Genomic DNA, 18,558 nt, shown 5'->3' on the forward strand with positions numbered 1-18,558 from the left:
TATGAAACCGCTTTCATTTCATTTCGAAGAACAATGGCGCACGCGATTGGGGCGCCAGAACCGGCCTCTGACTCTTGGATTAGCCCGCAAATCTTACTGTTTTGCGACGCAGGAAGTCAAGCGCCGGACATCGTTTTTGGATCAAATACGACGAAGGTCTGGTGCAATTGATGTCAAGTTTGCATAATTTCTGTGCTATTTTGCCCCCGGATTCAAATAAACATCTGTTTTATATGAGTTTTAATTTCTGCAAACGCTTTCATTCATTTGGCACGATGTACACTTGGTGCTACGCTGGATGCTGCGGGATTCGCGCAACGCAAGAGGAGTTTCGATGACGCAGTCACAGCAGGACGAGCCGAAGCGTCACCGCGCGCGCCGAAGCGTCAAGCGCAAGATGCGGCTCGCCGACGTTGCGCGCCACGCGGGCGTCTCGGAAGCGACGGCTTCGCGCGCCATCAACCGCCCTGAACTCGTCCGACAGGAGGTGCGCGAACGCGTGGCACGCGTGATTCAGGAACTGAGCTACGTCGCCCATGGCGCAGCCCGCGCCCTTGCCTCGGATCGAACGCATTCCATCGGCCTGATCGTGCCGACCTTGCGCACTGCGGTGTTCGCTGAATCAGCCGAAATCCTGCAGCAGGCGCTTAACCGCAGCGGCTACCACCTGATCATCGCCAGTTCGGAATATGACAAGGCGCGCGAATTCCACGAGGTAAGGGCGCTCTTGCAGCACGGCATCGACGGCATGGTCCTTGTGGGCCACGACCATGCACCTGAACTGTGGCAACTGCTCGAAACATCGGGCCTGCCGTTCGTCACCGCCTTTCAGTATGCGAGTGACTCTCCCTATCCGTGCATCGGCGTGGACAATTGCCAGGAGTTTTACGACGCGACGCGATTTCTCATCAATCTGGGCCACACCAATATCGGCGTGCTCACCGCCGAGACGCATAGCAACGAGCGGCTTGCGGCTCGTGTCGAGGGAGCCCGGGCCTGTATTGCCGATCACGATTTGCCCAAACCCGATGTGATCGAGGTGCCGTCCACGCTGACCGATGCGCGCCAGGGGCTGCGCCGCCTTGTCGAACGCAAGCCCCATGTTACCGCAGTGGCTTGCACCAACGACCTGATGGCTTTCGGCGCGCTGGCCGAGTGCCGAACCCTTGGCATCGAGGTGCCGGAGCAGTTGTCCGTGATCGGCTTTGACGATCTCGACATTGCAGAGCATACGCAGCCTTCGCTGACCACCATCAGACTACCCCTGGCCGAGCAGAGCCGGCGCGTCGGCGAGTATCTGCTGGCTCGTATCGAGGGGCGCGACGGTGCTTCTTCGACCAAGCTGAAGGCATCCTTCATCGTGCGTGAATCGACCGGTCGCCCGCCGGAGCCGGCAAAAGCTGACGCTCAGCGCGGCGGGCAGGATTCCGGACCCGTGCAGACCCCATCTGCGAAAAGGCGGGCACGCTCCGCCGCCGAATAGCCAAGCTCCGCCAGAATCTCGACAGTTTGAGCACCCAAGGGCTGAGGCGTAAGGCGCACCGCCGGTGCGGCACCATCGTAGCGGACGGGGTGTGCCACCAATGTTATGGGGTCGCCGGCGGCGCTGCAGGTGTCGATGAAGCAGCCATTGTGGCGCACTTGCGGGTCCGCCATCACGGATTCGTAGTCACCGACCCGTGCATGCCAGATGCCTGCCTTTGCAAAGATCGCTTCCCATTCGGCGCATGGTTTTTGAACAAGAACGTCCTCAAGCAAGGTGCAAATGCGCGTGCGGGCCGACCAGGCGTCGGCGTCGTCAATGGCCGCCAATTCCACCGATCCGGTTGCAGCGGCGAGCACCTTGAGGCTGGTCAGCGAGATCGCCAGATCGGCATCCGCAGTGCGGTAGATGCCGTAGGGTGCCGGAAAATACCAGCCGCCCAGCGAGCCTTCGGTAGCAACCCCTGCGTCAGGGCGCGGACCGTTCAGGTAGGTGACGAAGGATTCAAGTTGAAGGTCGATGGCCGCGTTGAGCAAGCTGACGTCGACGCGACAACCCTTTCCCGTGGTGCTTCGCCGGTAGAGTGCGGCAAGCACGCCGAGCGCCAGCAGCGATGCACCGTGGTGGTCGACAGCCGAAACGCCTACCGGGCGCGCTGTTTGCCCAGCGCGCCCGGTGATCGCGGCCAACCCGCTCATAGCTTGGATCAGAAGGTCCTGGCCTGGGCGGTCGCGATAAGGGCCGTCAGCTCCGAAACCGGAAGCCGATGCGTAGACGACCTTGGGATTGAATGCCTGCACGGTCTCGAAACCGAGACCGAGTTTGTCCATGACGCCAGGCCGATAGTTCTCGACGATGACGTCGGCCTGAGCGACCAGCCGCCGAGCAATCTCGGCACCGTCCGGCGACTTCAGATCGAGTGCCAGGCTGCGCTTGTTGCGGCCGCCGGCCAGAAATAACGGCGTGTCTGGTCCGATCCACTTGCCCGCCGCAGCCCAATGCCGCTGCTGGCCGCCGCCGAGCGGCTCGATCGCCACCACGTCCGCGCCCAGGTCCGCCAGATGCTGCACACCAACCGGGCCCATCAGGAAGTGGTTGAAACTCACAATTCGGACGCCATCGAGAAGAGTCACGGAATCCCCAATTTATGTAAGCGATTACATTATTACCAATGAACAAGTTCGTGGGTAGAGCATATATCTACCTGTTTTAATGGCTATTATCCAAGGGTATCGTTGACTTGTGGCTGGCAGTGTGACAGATCGACCTTATTTATGAAAGCCTTTTCATAACGAGGTGACCGTGACGCTGCTGATCGAGACAAGCGAGCCTACGGCCGGCGTGCGGTTGATCCGCCTCAATCGGCCAAGTCGGCTGAATGCCTTAAGCGGCGATCTTTTGGTCGAACTTGCGGCCGAGCTTGGAGCTTGTGCCTCCAGCAGCGGCGTTCGCGCGGTTGTGCTGGCTGGCGATGAACGCGCCTTTTCAGCTGGAGCTGATGTACACGAAATGGCTGCTGCCGGGATCGAGGCGATCTATGGGGCGCGCAGGCTTGATGCCTGGAAGTCTGTCGATGCCTTCGAAAAGCCGCTTATCGCAGCGGTCGAGGGCATCGCCTTTGGCGGCGGACACGAACTGGTCATGCTCTGCGACATCGTCGTCGCTGGTGCCAACGCCCGCTTTGCCCAACCCGAGATCGACCTTGGCTCGCTACCCGGCGATGGTGGCACGCAGCGCCTGCCCCGCAGCCTAAGCAAGGCACAGGCGATGCGCCTCGTTCTCACCGGCGAAGCAATCGACGCAGCGACTGCCGAACGCTGGGGCCTGGTCTCCGATCTGGTAGCTGCGGGCGAAGCGGTTCACCGTGCGGTGGAAATTGCCGCGCGGATCGCTGCCAAGGCCCCCATTGCTGCGCGTCTGGCCAAGCAGGCCGTACGCACGGCCTATGAGACCACGCTATCAGCAGGTCTTGATGCCGAGCGCGAGCAGGTCCGGTTGAGTTTCCAGACTACCGATCACGACGAGGGCGTCGAAGCCTTCATGACGAAGCGCAAACCGAATTTCCAGGGACACTGAACAATGGCACGCAGCATCATGGTCACGGGCGCCGCCTCCGGCTTCGGCGAGGCGATCGCCAGGAGCTTCGCCGCGGCGGGCGACGCAGTCATGCTTGCTGACCTCAACGAAGCCGGCGGCCGGCGTGTGGCGCATGAGATCGAGGCGGCCGGCGGCAAAGCCCGTTTCCAACACACCGATGTTGCCGACGCACGTTCGACGCAAAAACTCATCGACGCTACAATCCAATGGTCGGGGGGTATCGACGTACTGGTCAACAACGCCGGCATCACGCATCCGCCGGTTCCGGTTGAAACCATCAACGAGGTGGAGTTCGACCGCATTTTCGCCGTCAACTTCAAGTCCGTCTACCTGATGGCGACGCAGGCCATTCCGGCACTACGCAAACGCAAGGGTGTCATCGTCAATGTCGCCTCAGTGACCGCCGAACATCCGCGCTGGGGACAGTCCGTCTATGCCGCGACCAAGGGGGCCATGATCAGCTTTACACGCGCCCTGGCGATCGAATTGGCGCCAGACGGCGTACGCGCAAATGCCGTCGCACCGGTCGCCTCCCTTACCGGTATGACCAAGAACACGCTGGGGAGTGCCGACCCGCAGGAGCGTCGCCGCCAGATCGAAGCAACGATCCCTCTTGGAAGACTTGGCGAGAGTTCGGACATCGCCGGCGTCGTAACCTTCCTGGCATCTCCGGCCGCAGCATTCCTCACCGGCATATGCCTGCCGATAGATGGCGGGCGCTCAATTTAGGAATTGTATCGTCAATCAATTGGCGAAAGGCGCTGTTCGCTCGGCGCAACCGCTATTTTCCAATATCGATGACCTCGAAGTCATGGGTGATGGCGGCTGTTTTCGCGAGCATCGCCGAAGCGGAACAGTATTTTTCGATCGACAAATCGATGGCCCGTTTCACTTTCGCATGCTCAAGCCCCCTTCCCGTCACCACGAAATGCATGTGGATTCGCGTGAACACCTTGGGCTCGCTTTCGGCCCGTTCCGCATCGAGTTCGACCACGCAGTCCTGGACCGCCTCGCGCCCCTTTTCCAGAATGTGAACAACGTCGTAGGCCGAGCAGCCTCCGGTGCCGATCAGGACCAGTTCCATTGGGCTCGGCCCCGGCGTAGAGCCCTCAGGCCCGAAGGCCGTGCCCAACACCAATTTGTGCCCGGATCCGGATTCACCGACGAACGTGCGGTTTTCAACCCATTTAATGCGCGCTTTCATTGAACACGTTCCTTTCATCTCGGCATTCGGGCATCACGCCCTGCACTTTGATTTGTGTCCCGCGACCGTCCAGCGTTCAAGCCCTGCTCGATCGCCTTTGCACCTTTGGACATCAGATTTCATCGGTAGGGCCTTCACCGCCTCGGGCATTTTTGTACCGCAACCGTGGTCAACTGCCCCGAGCGCGATAGTTAGCTTCATGCGGCGGTCGCAACGACTACCGTATTGGCCGGCGTGAATAGCCCAAGCTATTGCACACACGCCGGCCAAGCCTGCCGGCCTCGACAAAGCAGCGTCATTTCAACCGGATTCGTGCTGGTGCAGCCGGGCCTTTTCGTTGACCCCGCCCTGCGTGCTATTTCACGCGGCCGCAAATCGACGTAAACGATGGCGACAGGAGCGGAGCGGCAAGATGACGTTCGATTATTGCGTGGTGGGTGCCGGCATCGTCGGGTTGGCCGTGGCCACGGAGCTGCTGCGGCGCGAACCGGGAGCGCGCGTCGTGGTGCTGGAGAAAGAACCCGCCGCCGCCGTGCACCAGACCGGTCATAACAGCGGCGTGATCCATTCCGGCATCTACTACCAACCGGATTCACTCAAGGCGCGCCTGTGCCGCGAAGGCGCCGAGGCGACCAAGCAATTCTGCCGCGACAACGCTATCGCGTTCGACCAGTGCGGAAAGCTTCTGGTGGCGACCAACGCGCTGGAACTCGAGCGCATGGATGTGCTCGCCAAGCGTGCGGCCCAAAACGACATTGCCTTCAAATACCTTGATGCCCAGCAACTGCAGAATACGGAGTCCCGCATTTCAGGCCTGGGTGCGCTGCTGGTGCCATCGACCGGCATCGTCAACTATCGCACAGTGGGCGAGGCAATGGCCGGGGCGATCCAGGCGAAAGGCGGTGTGATCCGTTTGGGTGCGAATGTCTCGGCTTTGCGGGAAGAGGATACCGGCGTCGTCATTGAGGCCGGAGGCGACAGGATCGAAGCCAGACGGCTGATCGCCTGCGCCGGCCTGCAATCCGACCGGCTGGCGCGCCTGGCCGGCCTGAAAATCAAGCACCGCATCGTGCCGTTTCGCGGCGAATATCATGTGCTTCCGCCTCGCCTCTCCAATATCGTCAAGCACCTGATCTACCCCATACCCGACCCCGACCTGCCATTTCTGGGTATCCACCTGACAAGGATGATCGACGGCAGCCTGACGGTGGGGCCGAACGCCGTGCTCGGTTTCGACCGAGAAGGCTATCCGAAAGGCCGGATGCGGGGGGCCGACATCGCCGACATGATGGGTTTTGCCGGCTTCTGGAAATTGATCGCCGCCAACTGGCGCTCCGGCCTGTTGGAATTCGGCAACTCGCTGTTCAAACGGCGCTATCTCGAAGCCTGCCGCAAATACTGCCCGGAACTCGAGGCCGGCGACCTGCAACCCTGGCCGGCCGGCATACGGGCACAAGCGGTGATGCAGGACGGAACGCTGGTGCACGACTTCCTGTTCGTGCAATCCGAGCGCATGCTGCATGTCTGCAACGCGCCTTCGCCAGCCGCAACATCGGCAATTCCAATTGGCAAGATGATCGTCGATAAGGTGCTGGCCGGGTAGCGCAACGACAGAGCGGCTAGATTCTGCTTGCCGCCCTATCTCACTGTTTGTGAAGCGGATTTTTCGGTTTTCAGACAGCTCGTCTTAAGAGCTTGGAGCCAATATTCTGATTCATAAAGCCGGCCCAACATATTGATGATGCGCCAAAATCAGAATGTCACCGAGGTCCGCGAGAAGGCGTCAGAACGGGATTTCGTCGTCCAGATCGCGCGAACCGCCGCTGCCGCCACCACGGCTTGCGCCGTAGTCGCCTGGGCCGGATTGACCGAAGTCGGAACTGCGCCCACCGCCGCCGCCGGAATAACCGCCGACCTGGCCGCCCTCACCTTGGCCGCGCGCATCCAGCATTTGCAATTCGCCGCGGAACTTCTGCAGCACGATCTCGGTCGTGTAGCGTTCGACACCGTCCTTTTCCCATTTGCGGGTTTGCAACTGGCCCTCGATGTAAACTTTCATGCCCTTCTTGAGGTACTGCTCGGCAACCTTGGCCAGATTGTCGTTAAAGATCACCACCTGATGCCACTCGGTCTTTTCCTTGCGCTCCCCGGAATTCTTGTCGCGCCAGCTTTCAGAGGTTGCAATGCGCAAATTGACGACGGGCTCGCCCGAATTCAACCGGCGGATTTCAGGATCTGCACCCAGATTTCCCACCAGAATGACCTTGTTGACGCTACCCGCCATCACGCTTCTCCACGCTTGTCCGAAACCAGATTTCCCGCCGCACCTTACAGGGCGGCGTTCCACTTCGCCTGCCTCACGCAGGCCTTTCCCACAGGGTTTTTGTTCTCTTTATGTTCTAAATATTCAAAGCTGCCTTGTCAAGACTACGACCTTTGCAAAGACCGGGCGGCAAATCCGCATCCATCGAAAATCTTCGGCGGCAAAATTTAGGCCCCGCCGCTACGGTCACGAGCGGACAGGGCCTTCCATGGGTTCAACCCACAATGCCGGGAGCGTTTTACCGGCTTTGAATTCGGATGCTTCGCGGCATTCCGCCGACGATCCGACAATGGTTTCTGATTGTAGGGGAAACGATCACACGGCACGTCTGCAACCAAGGGCCTTGGCTGGGTGCCCTGCAAATCGCGGCTTCGCTCAGGCGCGAAGCCTTCCGAGACTGTCCGGTGGAGTCATACCTCGCTCCTTCTTTCCGTTGCACAGTCGTCCGGGAGCGCTTCATCCGCTGGTCTGCGGCGTCTCACAGACCGCCTGCCGGCTGCGAAGATCGCCCTTGGGCGATCGGCTTCCCTGACCTTCAAAGACTGGCGCTTCCAGGCATCCGCGTCAACCTTTGACCGGCTGACCGACCAAAATGTGATCAACTGTAACATGCCGAGGCAGGTCTCGATTTTTGTCAGGAGCCTGTTCATTTTTTGTTCTTTTCGCTTGCCCGCCTGCCCGAAAGGCGCTTAAACGCTGACGGGGAAGTGCGGCTTCTCTCGAAACCGCGCCGAGACGACCTATATTGGCGGAAGGCCGGGACAACCCGCCATTCCGAGACTTTCATCATCTGAGGCGGCGGACCGGCCATGGCCGATCATAAATACATTTCCATTCGCGGCGCGCGCGAACACAATTTGAAGAATGTGGACCTCGATTTGCCGCGCGACTCCCTCGTGGTGATGACCGGCCTGTCGGGCTCCGGCAAGTCGTCTCTGGCCTTCGACACCATCTATGCCGAAGGGCAGCGCCGCTACGTCGAGAGCCTGTCGGCCTATGCCCGCCAATTCCTGGAAATGATGCAGAAGCCGGACGTCGACCAGATCGACGGCCTGTCGCCGGCCATTTCCATCGAGCAGAAGACGACCTCGAAGAACCCGCGTTCGACGGTCGGCACCGTCACCGAAATCTACGACTACATGCGCCTGTTGTTCGCGCGCGTCGGCGTTCCGTATTCGCCGGCGACCGGGCTGCCGATCGAGAGCCAGACGGTGAGCCAGATGGTCGACCGCGTGCTGGCGCTGGAGGAAGGCACCCGCCTTTACATCATGGCGCCGATCGTGCGCGGCCGTAAGGGCGAGTACCGCAAGGAACTGCTGGAACTGCAGAAGAAAGGCTTCCAGCGCGTCAAGATCGACGGCACATTCTACGAGATCGCCGAAGTGCCGGCGCTGGACAAGAAATACAAGCATGACATCGACGTGGTGGTTGACCGTATCGTCGTGCGCGCCGACCTTGCCACCCGCTTGGCCGATTCCATGGAGACGGCGCTGAAGCTCGCCGAAGGGCTGGTGGTGGCGGAGTTTGCCGACAAACCGCTGCCAGCCAGCGAGACATCGGAAGAATCCGCCTACAAATCAAAGAACGACACGCATGAGCGCGTGCTGTTCTCGGAAAAATTCGCCTGCCCGGTATCCGGTTTCACCATTCCGGAGATCGAGCCAAGGCTGTTTTCGTTCAACAATCCGTTTGGCGCCTGTCCGACCTGCGACGGGCTGGGCAGCCAACGCGCCATTGATGCCAGCCTGATCGTGCCCGACGATAACGTTTCGCTGCGTGGCGGCGCGGTCGCGCCTTGGGCTAAATCGACCTCGCCCTACTACGCGCAAACGCTGGAGGCGTTGGGCAAGGTCTATGGATTCAAGCTTGCCGACAAATTCAAGGATCTCGACGGCGAAGCCAAGAACGCCATCCTGCATGGCACCGGCAATGTCGAGATTCCGTTCCAGTACGATGACGGCCTGCGCTCCTACAAGACCACCAAGACCTTCGAAGGCGTCATCCCCAACCTCGAACGGCGCTGGAAGGAAACCGAATCCGCCTGGATGCGCGAAGAGATCGAACGCTTCATGTCGGCCACGCCCTGCCCTGCCTGCAACGGCTATCGCCTGAAGCCGGAAGCGCTGGCAGTCAAGATTGCAGGCAAGCACATCGGCGAGGTCACCGCACAGTCGATCCGCAAGGCCGACCAGTGGTTCACCGAACTGCCGAAGCAGCTCAACGACAAGCAGAACGAGATCGCTGTGCGCATCCTCAAAGAGATCCGCGAGAGATTGCGCTTCCTCAATGATGTCGGACTTGACTATCTGACGCTTGCCCGCAATTCCGGCACGCTGTCGGGCGGTGAAAGCCAGCGTATCCGGCTTGCTTCGCAGATCGGCTCGGGATTGACCGGCGTTCTCTACGTTCTGGACGAACCCTCAATCGGGCTGCACCAGAGGGATAATGAGCGTTTGCTCGATACGCTGAAGCACCTGCGCGATCTCGGCAACACCGTCATAGTCGTGGAACATGACGAGGACGCCATCCTGCACGCCGATTACGTCGTCGATATCGGCCCTGCCGCCGGCATCTATGGCGGCCGCGTCATCGCCCAGGGTACGCCGCACGAAATCATGGCCAATCCCAATTCGATCACCGGCAAATACCTGTCGGGCGAACTGGAGATCGCAACGCCCGCCGAGCGCCGCCAGGCCAAGAAGGGCAAGCGCATCAAGGTGGTTGGCGCGCGCGGCAACAATCTGAAGAACGTGACGGCCGAGATTCCACTCGGCACCTTCACGGCGGTGACCGGTGTTTCCGGCGGCGGCAAGTCCACCTTCCTCATTGAGACGTTGTTCAAGGCCGCCTCGCGCCGCATCATGGGCAGCAGAGAACATCCGGCCGAGCACGACCGCATCGAGGGTCTCGAATTTCTCGACAAGGTCATCGACATCGACCAGTCTCCCATCGGCCGCACGCCGCGTTCCAACCCCGCCACCTATACCGGCGCCTTCACGCCGATCCGCGACTGGTTCGCCGGCCTGCCCGAATCCAAAGCGCGCGGCTACCAGCCCGGCCGCTTTTCCTTCAACGTCAAGGGCGGCCGCTGCGAAGCCTGTCAGGGCGATGGCGTGATTAAGATCGAGATGCACTTTTTGCCGGATGTCTACGTCACCTGCGACGTCTGCCACGGCAAGCGCTACAATCGCGAAACGCTGGACGTTCTGTTCAAGGGCAAGTCCATCGCCGACGTGCTCGACATGACGGTCGAGGAAGGCGTCGATTTCTTCGCCGCCGTACCAGCCGTGCGCGACAAGCTGGAAACGCTGAAACAGGTCGGCCTTGGCTACATCCACATCGGCCAGCAGGCGACGACGCTATCGGGCGGTGAAGCACAGCGCATCAAACTCGCCAAGGAACTGTCGCGCAAGGCGACCGGCAAGACGCTCTACATTCTCGACGAGCCGACGACGGGCCTGCACTTCCACGATGTCGCCAAGCTCCTGGAGGTGCTGCACGAACTGGTCGAGCAAGGCAACACGGTGGTGGTCATCGAGCACAATCTTGAGGTGATCAAGACATCGGACTGGGTGCTCGACCTTGGCCCCGAAGGCGGCGACGGCGGCGGCGAACTGGTAGCATCCGGCACGCCGGAAGATATTGTTCGCGAGAAACGCAGCTACACCGGCCAGTTCCTCAAGGAATTGTTGGAACGACGGCCGGGCAGCAAAAGAGAAGCGGCGGAGTAATGGCAGACAAGGGCCTGGTGACGGTCGAGAGCCGCTTTGGCGTGCGCGAAACCATTGACCGTCTGGCCGAAGCCGTGCTGCAGGCCGGTTTGAACATTTTTGCCCGCATCGACCATGCCGCCGGAGCGCACGGCGTCGGGGCTTCGCTGCGTCCGACCGAACTTCTCATATTCGGCAATCCGAAAGGCGGCACGCCGTTGATGCAGGATCGCCAGACCGCAGGCATCGACCTGCCGGTCAAGGCGCTCGCCTGGGAAGACGACCGGGGCAAGGTCTGGCTGATCTATAGTAGCGCGGAATGGATCGCCGACCGGCACGATCTGGGCGCGCCCAGCCATGAAGCCGTTGCCGCCATTGCAGCAGGCATGAAAAAACTGGTAGCAGCCGCCAGCGGCACGAACCCGACCTGACTGGAGCGCGCCTTGAAGCCCAGAATAGCCCGACCTGACGATCTCGCCGCCGTCGTTGCGCTGACCGATGCTGCCTACGCGCCCTGGACGCCCTTGCTCGGCGCGCCTCCTGTGCCGGTCACCGAGGACTATGCGCCCCGCATCGAACGCGGCGAGGTCTGGCTGCTGGAGGAAGGCACCGAAACCGCCGGGCTCATCGTGCTCGAACGACATGCCGACCACGCGATGATCTTCAGCGTCGCCGTCAGCCCGGCGTTCCAGCGCCGGGGGCTCGCTTTGGCTATGCTGAAATGGTCGGAAGAACAGGCGCGCGCTTGGGCTGTGCCGGAGATTCGCCTTTTCGCCAGTTCGAAAATGGAGCGGAACCTCGCGATCTACCAAACCTATGGTTTTCATGAAACGGGTCGCGGACCGCACCCTTATCGGCAAGGATGGACGATCGTGAACATGGCGAAATCGATAGGCCCAATTGCGGCCTGAGAATCAGGGAGCAGAATATGGCCCAAATAGGAACAATCCGCGCAGGCATGGGCGGCTGGACGTTCGAGCCTTGGGACACTTCTTTCTACCCTGAAAAACTGGCCAAGGCGAAACAGCTTCACTATGCCTCGCGGCAGGTGCCTACCATCGAGGTCAACGGCACCTATTATTCGAGTTTCAAGGAACCGACCTTCGTCAAATGGGCGAATGAATCGCCGGAAGGCTTTATTTTTTCATTGAAAGGTAATCGCTTCGTCACCAATCGCCGGGTTCTCGGCGAAGCCGGCGAATCCATGATGCGTTTCCTGGGATCAGGTGTCGCTGCTCTCGGTGACAAACTAGGGCCGATTCTTTGGCAATTCATGCCGACGAAAAAATTCGATCCCGACGACTTCGAAGCCTTCCTGAAACTCCTGCCGGAAAAACAGGATGGGGTGAGCCTGCGCCATGCGGTCGAGGTGCGGAACGACAGCTTTATCGTGCCGGAATTTCCTGCGCTGGCCCGCAAATACAAGGTGGCGATCGTTTATGCCGACCACGAGAAATATCCGGCGATTGCTGATGTCACCGGCGATTTCGTCTATGCGAGGCTGCAAACCGGCAAGGACGTCAATCCTGACTGTTACGAGCCCAAACGGCTGGATGAATGGGCGGATCGTGCAAAGACATGGGCTACTGGCCAAGAACCCGGTAGCCTGTCCAAGGCAGATCAGAAGACGAGCGCGCCTGCGAAGCCGCGAGATGTGTTCGTCTACTTCATCACCGAGGGCAAGGTACGCGCGCCATTTGGGGCCATCGCGCTAATGAAACGGGTTTCAGGTGGGTAGGCGCCGCCCAAGAAATTGTATCCGGACACGCCTCTAGATCTTTGTTTTAATTAAAAAAATTTATCGTAAGAGGCACCCAGTTCGGGTTACCCGTTGGGCTTGTTCGCTTAAGCGCCGCGCGCGACCCGTTCGATTTCTTCTCGCACCAGGCGCTCGACCAGCGTCGGCAGGTTGTTGTCGAGCCAGTCCTGCAACATCGGCTTGAGCATTTCCTCAGCCTTGTCGTCAAAGGTCTTCTTGCTGCGACTGGCAAACGCCTCCGACAATTCGCCGAAGGCTGCCGCGACCTGGCGGCCAGTCTGCTCGGACACGATCGCCAGCCTGGAAGCCGGCACGTCCGCAACCGGGCGGACAGGCTCCGCCTCGGGCAGTTCGGACGTCACGTTTTCTGCCGCGTCGGTGCGGATAACGGGCGATGCCGCCTCCACGTGCACGGGTGACACGCTGTCCGTTGGCTCATCCCATGGTTGCCCGGCCGCGATGGTGTTGTGTATCGTGCTTGCCACCACCTCTTCGCGCCTGTCGGCGACATCGGGTGTCCGGCTCGGCGACGGCGCGCCGTTAGAAGCCATGCCTGTGGTTTTTTGAGCATGTAGTTGCGCGCCAACTTCCGCCAAGGTGACAGGGGCCGGCTGCTCGGTCGACGGAACAATACGCCCGCGCTCGGCCAAGGCTACTGAAGATTGCGTTTCCGCCAAATCAACAGGCCGCGATATTTTAGGTTCGGTGCGGAATTCTGCGCGAAAGGCATCGACATCGGCAATAGCCGGTGCTTCCTGCGGCTCAATATCCTGCGTGATCCCCGCCATGTCTTCCGGCTTATTGCGGCCGGTATCGCTGTCTTCGATGATCCTTCGGATCGAAGCCAGGATTTCTTCCATGGAAGGTTCGCGCTGTATGCTGCTTGCCGTCGCCATTGTCACGTTCGCCGCCCCTGTGACCCGGTGCTCGTTTCATCAGCCAACCGCGGCTGCACCCGAATCACGCTGTAAGCGTACCCGACCGATGGCCATCCGAGAATCCCCAATCTCGAACTGCATCGAATTTCAACAGATTAGAGGTGTTGCACCCTATCCGGCCAAACAGAAAAGGCCCGGCTAAATAAGGGCCTTTCCGAATGCTAACCAAATAAGTGTTTCCGAGCCGCAGTCAGCGGGTCAGCGCCCATCCGGCGTGCGCAGGCCGTACCACTTGTCCTTGACGGCGTTGTAGTGCTCTTGCGGCCGATATTCGGCGACTTGCAACCCCAGCCGATCGACGGACAGGCGTCCCATCGCCTGCAGGATCGCATAGCTGGCCAGAACCACGTCGCGTTCCGACCCAGCCAGATTGATCTTGGCGCTGATAACATCAGCCTGGGCGTTGAGCACGTCGAGCGTGGTGCGCTGGCCGACATTGCGCTCTTCGACCACACCGTTGAGCGCCAGTTGCGCGGCGTTGACCAATGCGCGGTTGGCAACAACGCCTTCCTTGGCGGCAGCATAAGACGTCCACGCGGCGGTTACAGCCTGACGAACCTGGTCACGGCTTACATCGACCTCGATGCGCGCTTGGCCGAGCGATTCCTTGGACTTGCGCACCTGCGCCGACGCGCGGCCACCCTGATAGATCGGAATATTCAGCGTCGCGCCGATATTGGCCGAGGTGGATTCCCCCATTGTCCCGCTGGAAAATCCGGAACTGCTCACATGAGTCTGGGAGATACCAGCTGAAGCGGTGACCGACGGCAGCAGCGCGCCCTCGGCAGACTTCACCGCAAATGCGGCCGCATCGACCAGATGACCTGTTGCCAGGATGGCCGGATGCTCCGCGGACGCAATGGAGACTGCCGAATTGAGGCTTGAAGGCAACTGCTTTCCAAGCGGCGAGGCCGCTTTCAATTTGCCGGGCTCTTCACCGACCAACTGATGATACGCAGCGGCGCTGGCTAAAGCCTGGGCTCGCGATGCGCTGAGTTGAGCCTCCGCGCCGGAGCGCGCAGCATCGGCCTGCGCAACGTCGGTGCGCGTGCCCTCGCCGACATCGAAGCGCGAGCGCGCCGCACGCGCCTGTTCGTTGAGGAACTGCAGATTTTGCTGGGTAAGGGCCGCGACCTGCCGGTCATGAATGACATTCATGTAGGCCTGGGCGGCACTGAACAGGATGTTCTCTTCGGTGTTGCGAAGACTTTCCTGCGAAGCGCGAACGCGAGATTCGGCAGAAGCCACGTTGTTCTTGGTCTGGAAGCCATCGAACAACGTCTGGTTGATCTGCACGCCGAAGCTGCCGGTTGTCAGGCGGGAGGAGCCGGCATCACGCCGCGTATTGGTATAATCGATGCTGGCGGAAGCGCCGACCGTCGGCCGCCAGCCGGATTTGGCGATGGCCACGTCCTCATCGATGACGCGAACACCGGCGCGGGCCGAATTCAATTGCGAGTTGTTCTTGTAGGCCTTGGACAATGCGCCCGTGATGGTTTCCGCCGAAACCGACATCGGCGAGAGCGCCGTGGCGGAGAAAAGCAGGGCAGCAAAAATGGTCTTGCTAAAGGACGGCACGTCGACCCCTCAATCAATCTTGTTCAACAGAGCCGCGCAGCGCAGGCATGCTTTCGTTAAGCGAACCCGGCCGCGCCCCCATTCCCACATGGCCGCTCGCATACTCCAAACGGCCAGAAACGACTTGCTGGCCTAGGCCAACATGACAACGCCTCTGCTGCAAGAAAAATTCGATCAGAACTCAAAAACGCGGACACGTTCGAATCCGGGTAGTGGCTTAATTGCCGCATTAAATGCACGTCTGCCCGTAACAATACCAGAGGCCTTGACGAAAACCCGGGCGACGCCGGCATTGCCGCGCCCTTCCACGGAGACCAGGCGCCCCCCTTCGGCCAGCTGTCCGAAGAGCGTTTCCGGCACTTCTTCGACACTGCCGCCGATGAAGATCACGTTATAGGGTGCCTTGCCCGCGTGGCCGTCTCGCAACGGCCCGGTAACGACGACGACATTTTCGCAACCGAGACCAGCAAGCTCGGCACCTGCCCGCTCGGCCAGCGCGGGATCGCTTTCCAGCGCCACGACAGAGTGCGCCAGCCTGGACAGGATGGCAGCCGAATAACCGGTGCCGCAGCCGACATCGAGGACCGAATCGGCCGCATCGACTTCGGCCAGTTGCAGCAGCCGTGCCAGCGGCGACGGCTCCATCAGGAAGCGCGAATCGTCCAATCCGCCGGCGATACGGATATCCTCATCGATATAAGCCAGGTCACGTACTGACGGATCGACGAAGGCTTCGCGGGGCACCGCGAGGAAAGCCTCGATCAACGGTGCGCTGGTCACGTCGGTGGTGCGAATTTGCCCATCCACCATTTTCACGCGAAGTTCGGTGAAATCAGCGCTCATATCCAAGCCGCCTCGCCTTTCGCGCCAATCGCGCAATATTCAAGCCGGAACGTCGAACTTCCCGCAACCGTGCAGGTGTCCCGAATTTGGAGGCCTCGCCCGGAATCGAACCGGGGTGCAAGGATTTGCAGTCCTCTGCGTAACCACTCCGCCACGAGGCCTCATAACTCCGGCGTTCCAGGGCGCTTCAATAGGTTGGCGGGCAAGTGGCGTCAAGCGCTCGAAATCCTTTCCCGGCGCTTTCCTCGCCCGGCCCTCGTATCGGCGCCCCCACCGGCGAATAGCGCAATAAGCGGTGGGGCGAACGGACGGCCATACTTCGTGGCGATCATCGTCGATCACAAATCCGTGATTATTGGAACCAGTTGAAACGGCAACCGTTTTTATTCAGGCAACACTCTTAAGGGAGGCGTTTATGCGTTACATGAACCTCATAACCCTTGCACTCATCATCATTGGCGGCCTGAATTGGCTGGCGATGGGCGTTTCGGGATTCGACGTTATCGGCGCAATCTTCGGCGGTTCCGGCAGTGCGGTGTCCCGCATCGCCTATGTGATCGTCGGACTTGCCGCCGTGTGGCAACTGATGCCCGGCTTCCAGAGCCTCACCATGGGCGAAGTCGACGCCGAGCGGCACATGCACCACCAGTGAGTGCCGTGTAGGAGGCGGCGGGATCGCCCTGCCGCCTCCACTGCTCTTAAAATGACTGCGGCGCGGCCTGCCGATGTCGGCGGGTTCGGCGCGCAGAGAAAGAGACGCGGCCGCATGACCAGCGCCTTAGCGGTCCGGCCGGCGGCGACGCTCCCACCACACGGCGAATCTTCGCCGCCAGCGGCGAACCGACGCAAATTCATAAGAAAGGACCAACAGGCCAAGGGGAACCATCCAGAAACCGAGCACCGGCAGGAATCCGAATATCCCCAGGACGATCAAGCCGACGCCGATGACGATGCGGGCGCGCCGCGAGCGCGGCATGGTGAACTCTCGTCCGAAGATCGAGATTTTCCTTACTGGCAAAGGCTGGTCTTGGTCTTGCGAACTCATCTCATTTCATCCCGGACCTTGCGATGGCCGCAGGCCGTTCTAGCCATGCAGAAAACGGTTGGCACGCCAATATGGTCGTGCCTCTGGCATATTGCGAGAAACGTCGTCCAAACAAACGCCAAAAATTACGAATTGCTGCTTTGCAAAGCCGAAACGGGTTTGCTATAGGCTGCCCCGTTCGCATGAGCCTGCTGTTCCCCGGTAGCTCAGTGGTAGAGCAACCGGCTGTTAACCGGTTGGTCGCTGGTTCGAATCCGGCCCGGGGAGCCATTTCTGGCAACGATACGTCGCGGACCCACACATTCCATGGCATCCAGCCGCCTTTGGGTACCTAGCCGGGTACATTCTCGATGTCGTTCGACGCGCAATTCCTCCAGTTAGGAAGCGATGGCCGCTCGCTACAGGGGGGTGTTCCCAAGGAACCTGGGCCTTCATCGGCAAGAACAACGTTCTGATCGCCTTGGCCACGATGAAGGGAAAGCCCTCAGACTCTACGGAAAAGTACACACCGAGGCCGAAAGGTTTCTGAAGAGGAGTACGGTGGACGGCACAGAAGGACCCGCGAGGAATCACAAGGGGTCCGAACGGGTGACGCTATTCGTGGGCGGTCATTTCATTTCTCGATGACCTGATGGACAGACTGATCTCGGTCACCAACTTTCGGCGGAGCGCCGCAGCGTAGTCGCCAGTCGAGGATAGCGCGATAACGAAAGCCCTTGGACCCCCTATGACATTGTCCGCGAAATATGCGGTGAAGTCGTACACTTGGCCCAGTATCACCTCAGGAATGGCGATTGCGTTGATCGTGTAGCCCTTGGCAATCGCTCGCAATCGGCTTCCTGCAACGGGTAAGCCATCGTTGTTGGTGCCATTGGCCGAGATATCGATAATCTTTCTGGAAACTGATCCAACATAGTTGTCGAGCAGCATACAGCCCACATCGATGGCGAAAGAGATGGAGGTCGCGCACCGGCGTTCACATCCGAAGCCTCTGTCGCCCTCCCTGCGGATGACTGATGCCACGGCCTGCGCATCTCCAAGCCCGCAGACGCTTGTCCACGGCACAACCGAACGTGCATCCCCCGAACTTGCCCATTCAACATAGGCAACCGCGATGCAGCCGGTGCGGTTGCCGGTAATGGCTGCGACGACCTCGGGCGAAGAGATTGCTGCAGCATGGCCCTCGCGCTGCAGGTCGGCGGTGGCCGGATCAATGGATGCCGAGACATCAACCGCGAATACAATTGCGGCATCAACATCCGCGGTATGCGCCAATGGAGGCAATAGCGGTGCCAGGGCTGCGACGATAGCCATTGGACCGGCAAGGGAGTTCATGGCCGCAACCGTGTCTCCGGCACGAAATCGCGCCCCCCAATAACGCCTCCCGCACCTCGGGTGAACATACATCATGCTACGCCGCATTGAGAAGATCGGATAGGTGACTGAAGGAGCTAGGACCAATCGACATTCAGGGTTTGGAGCGTGGTATGAGCAAAAATCGCTCAGTTCGAGGAGCGGAGCCGAAGGCGGTGTGGACCACCGTCGAGGGTTCGCGACGCGGAAATGGGCGACTTTTGC

The 18,558-nt window shown here is 60.3% G+C and carries 17 protein-coding genes and 2 tRNA genes; 10 read left to right on the plus strand and 9 right to left on the minus strand.

The genetic code is table 11. The features are described 5' to 3' along the window. The first annotated feature begins 334 nt into the window (after positions 1 to 334). A complete protein-coding gene (locus ASD64_RS19305) occupies positions 335 to 1,483 on the plus strand; it encodes a LacI family DNA-binding transcriptional regulator (RefSeq protein ID WP_056108636.1) in 1,149 nt (382 codons plus the stop codon). Here ASD64_RS19305 and ASD64_RS19310 read toward each other — a convergent pair. Next, a complete protein-coding gene (locus tag ASD64_RS19310) occupies positions 1,408 to 2,616 on the minus strand; it encodes a CaiB/BaiF CoA transferase family protein (protein WP_056108639.1) in 1,209 nt (402 codons plus the stop codon). The two genes, ASD64_RS19305 and ASD64_RS19310, sit on opposite strands and share 76 nt — an antisense overlap. A gap of 169 nt (positions 2,617 to 2,785) precedes the next feature. On the opposite strand from ASD64_RS19310, the gene ASD64_RS19315 reads away from it, so the two are divergent. Together ASD64_RS19315 and ASD64_RS19320 are read left to right on the plus strand one after the other, a co-directional pair. Next, positions 2,786 to 3,559, plus strand: a complete 774-nt coding sequence (locus ASD64_RS19315; RefSeq protein WP_082550069.1) for an enoyl-CoA hydratase-related protein — start codon at positions 2,786 to 2,788, stop codon at positions 3,557 to 3,559. 3 nt (positions 3,560 to 3,562) lie between these two features. Then, complete coding sequence (locus ASD64_RS19320; protein WP_056108646.1) at positions 3,563 to 4,309, plus strand: SDR family oxidoreductase; 747 nt, start codon at positions 3,563 to 3,565, stop codon at positions 4,307 to 4,309. Between the two features lie 52 nt (positions 4,310 to 4,361). Here the strand turns inward: ASD64_RS19320 and ASD64_RS19325 are convergent, their stop codons facing one another. Further along, positions 4,362 to 4,784, minus strand: coding sequence for an OsmC family protein (locus tag ASD64_RS19325; RefSeq protein WP_056108648.1), 423 nt, complete (start codon positions 4,782 to 4,784; stop codon positions 4,362 to 4,364). 412 nt (positions 4,785 to 5,196) lie between these two features. Between ASD64_RS19325 and lhgO the strand changes: the two genes are divergently transcribed. Then, on the plus strand, positions 5,197 to 6,387 hold the full coding sequence (gene lhgO / locus ASD64_RS19330; protein ID WP_056108651.1) for an L-2-hydroxyglutarate oxidase: 1,191 nt from the start codon (positions 5,197 to 5,199) through the stop codon (positions 6,385 to 6,387). Between the two features lie 180 nt (positions 6,388 to 6,567). On the opposite strand, the gene ssb is transcribed toward lhgO, so the two are convergent. Then, on the minus strand, positions 6,568 to 7,068 hold the full coding sequence (gene ssb, locus ASD64_RS19335; protein WP_056108655.1) for a single-stranded DNA-binding protein: 501 nt from the start codon (positions 7,066 to 7,068) through the stop codon (positions 6,568 to 6,570). An 848-nt stretch (positions 7,069 to 7,916) separates the two neighbouring features. Here ssb and uvrA point away from each other — a divergent pair. From uvrA to ASD64_RS19360, 4 genes are read left to right on the plus strand one after another with little or no spacing between them, the layout of a single operon-like run. After that, positions 7,917 to 10,838 (plus strand): excinuclease ABC subunit UvrA, encoded by a 2,922-nt coding sequence (gene uvrA / locus ASD64_RS19345; protein ID WP_056108661.1) that lies wholly within the window; start codon positions 7,917 to 7,919, stop codon positions 10,836 to 10,838. Next, entirely contained in the window at positions 10,838 to 11,248 is a 411-nt protein-coding gene (locus ASD64_RS19350) for a DUF302 domain-containing protein (RefSeq protein WP_056108664.1), read from the plus strand. The genes uvrA and ASD64_RS19350 overlap by 1 nt, the downstream gene beginning before the upstream one ends. Before the next feature lie 12 nt (positions 11,249 to 11,260). Further along, positions 11,261 to 11,728 carry a GNAT family N-acetyltransferase gene (locus ASD64_RS19355; RefSeq protein ID WP_056108667.1) on the plus strand — a complete coding sequence of 156 codons (468 nt, stop codon included), beginning with the start codon at positions 11,261 to 11,263 and terminating at the stop codon, positions 11,726 to 11,728. 17 nt (positions 11,729 to 11,745) lie between these two features. After that, positions 11,746 to 12,555: a DUF72 domain-containing protein gene (locus tag ASD64_RS19360; RefSeq protein ID WP_056108670.1), complete on the plus strand. Its 810-nt coding sequence runs from the start codon at positions 11,746 to 11,748 to the stop codon at positions 12,553 to 12,555. A gap of 107 nt (positions 12,556 to 12,662) precedes the next feature. Here the strand turns inward: ASD64_RS19360 and ASD64_RS19365 are convergent, their stop codons facing one another. The 4 genes from ASD64_RS19365 to ASD64_RS19380 all read right to left on the minus strand — a co-directional run bounded on the left by ASD64_RS19365 (position 12,663) and on the right by ASD64_RS19380 (position 16,096). After that, positions 12,663 to 13,436 (minus strand): PopZ family protein, encoded by a 774-nt coding sequence (locus ASD64_RS19365; RefSeq protein WP_244480862.1) that lies wholly within the window; start codon positions 13,434 to 13,436, stop codon positions 12,663 to 12,665. Positions 13,437 to 13,712: 276 nt separating this feature from the next. Continuing rightward, complete coding sequence (locus tag ASD64_RS19370) at positions 13,713 to 15,092, minus strand: TolC family outer membrane protein (protein WP_056108674.1); 1,380 nt, start codon at positions 15,090 to 15,092, stop codon at positions 13,713 to 13,715. A gap of 174 nt (positions 15,093 to 15,266) precedes the next feature. After that, positions 15,267 to 15,935: a protein-L-isoaspartate O-methyltransferase family protein gene (locus tag ASD64_RS19375; RefSeq protein WP_056108676.1), complete on the minus strand. Its 669-nt coding sequence runs from the start codon at positions 15,933 to 15,935 to the stop codon at positions 15,267 to 15,269. A gap of 87 nt (positions 15,936 to 16,022) precedes the next feature. Beyond that, positions 16,023 to 16,096: transfer RNA gene (locus tag ASD64_RS19380), tRNA-Cys, on the minus strand. A 254-nt stretch (positions 16,097 to 16,350) separates the two neighbouring features. Between ASD64_RS19380 and ASD64_RS19385 the strand changes: the two genes are divergently transcribed. Continuing rightward, positions 16,351 to 16,587 (plus strand): DUF378 domain-containing protein, encoded by a 237-nt coding sequence (locus ASD64_RS19385; RefSeq protein ID WP_056108680.1) that lies wholly within the window; start codon positions 16,351 to 16,353, stop codon positions 16,585 to 16,587. 126 nt (positions 16,588 to 16,713) lie between these two features. On the opposite strand, the gene ASD64_RS19390 is transcribed toward ASD64_RS19385, so the two are convergent. After that, positions 16,714 to 16,980 (minus strand): hypothetical protein, encoded by a 267-nt coding sequence (locus ASD64_RS19390; RefSeq protein WP_056108683.1) that lies wholly within the window; start codon positions 16,978 to 16,980, stop codon positions 16,714 to 16,716. Positions 16,981 to 17,175: 195 nt separating this feature from the next. On the opposite strand from ASD64_RS19390, the gene ASD64_RS19395 reads away from it, so the two are divergent. Next, positions 17,176 to 17,250 (plus strand) — tRNA-Asn (locus tag ASD64_RS19395). A 324-nt stretch (positions 17,251 to 17,574) separates the two neighbouring features. Here the strand turns inward: ASD64_RS19395 and ASD64_RS19400 are convergent. Further along, positions 17,575 to 18,315: a DUF1194 domain-containing protein gene (locus tag ASD64_RS19400; protein WP_056108686.1), complete on the minus strand. Its 741-nt coding sequence runs from the start codon at positions 18,313 to 18,315 to the stop codon at positions 17,575 to 17,577. Positions 18,316 to 18,558: the final 243 nt, after the last annotated feature.

This window comes from Mesorhizobium sp. Root157 (genome assembly GCF_001427385.1).
In the GTDB taxonomy this organism is placed as follows: Bacteria; Pseudomonadota; Alphaproteobacteria; order Rhizobiales; family Rhizobiaceae; genus Mesorhizobium.